Annotated in this window: 2 protein-coding genes; both read left to right on the forward strand. The window is 31.4% G+C overall.

The window, feature by feature from the left end:
* The first annotated feature begins 232 nt into the window (after positions 1-232).
* Positions 233-457: a protease complex subunit PrcB family protein gene (locus tag ACRD62_RS22445; protein WP_430822321.1), complete on the forward strand. Its 225-nt coding sequence runs from the start codon at positions 233-235 to the stop codon at positions 455-457.
* 123 nt (positions 458-580) lie between these two features.
* Positions 581-877, forward strand: coding sequence for a hypothetical protein (locus tag ACRD62_RS22450; RefSeq protein WP_430822320.1), 297 nt, complete (start codon positions 581-583; stop codon positions 875-877).
* Positions 878-938 lie beyond the last annotated feature (61 nt).

A 938-nucleotide genomic window follows, 5' to 3' on the forward strand; every position in this document is an offset into this window, starting at 1 on the left:
GCATCAGTTCATGACCAAAAGTGGCACAGTTTGAACCGAAATCACTGGCACAGATCAGGCCGATAATGCTGGCACAAAACGATCCGAAATATCCACTGGTAATGATGGGGAGAAATATGAAAACATTGAAATTATTAAGAATAAATGTGATTTCGAAAAAAAATGGAAAGGAAAGATTTCTCCTGATAAATTAACTTCTACAATTGATTTTAATAAAGAGTGCATTATTGCAATATCTAGAGGACAATGTGGTTCGGGAGGACATGGTATTCGCATTAAAAAAGCTTATGTAGAAAGAGGTTATTTAATAATTGAAATAGTTTATAGAAATCCAGGACAAAGCTGTCGCAAAACATGGGGACTAACAAACCCTTTTTTACTCATAAGATTAAAAAATAATGATTTAGACATTGTATTTGAAAAGTTTATAGAGACTTATGAGTGTGATTACAATTAAAATAGCCAGCTTACAACATCGTATCAAAAGCAATGGCTGGCGATAGCAAAAAGTTTTAAGTTGTCGACTCTCGTCTGATTCTTATGTCCTCGCGGACACTTAATCACTCCGAAACCTATTTTAATGAAAAGAACTAGTTTAATATTATTTTTTAAGGTATTATTAAGTGTGTATAGTTTTGGACAACAACCTGACACAACTATTTATATCAATCCTGAAATTCAACCAATATTTAAATACGACACATGTTCAAGTTTAAAAAGCTCAATGAAAGAATATTTCATAGACAATTATAAAATGCCTAGAATCATAATAGATAATGGGTATATAGGAAATATTATTGTGGAATTTGTGATAGAGAAAGACAGTACACTTAGTAATATTAACATTGGTGGGCGCTTAAAACCCACTGATTATTAATTGTTTATTTTTAAGTTCTTTGACATTTTTGTAATCGTATTTCGTAAGCACCTCTCTTACA

Origin of the sequence: Carboxylicivirga caseinilyticus (genome assembly GCF_050589785.1) — a bacterium.
Classification (GTDB): Bacteria; Bacteroidota; Bacteroidia; order Bacteroidales; family Marinilabiliaceae; genus Carboxylicivirga; species Carboxylicivirga caseinilyticus.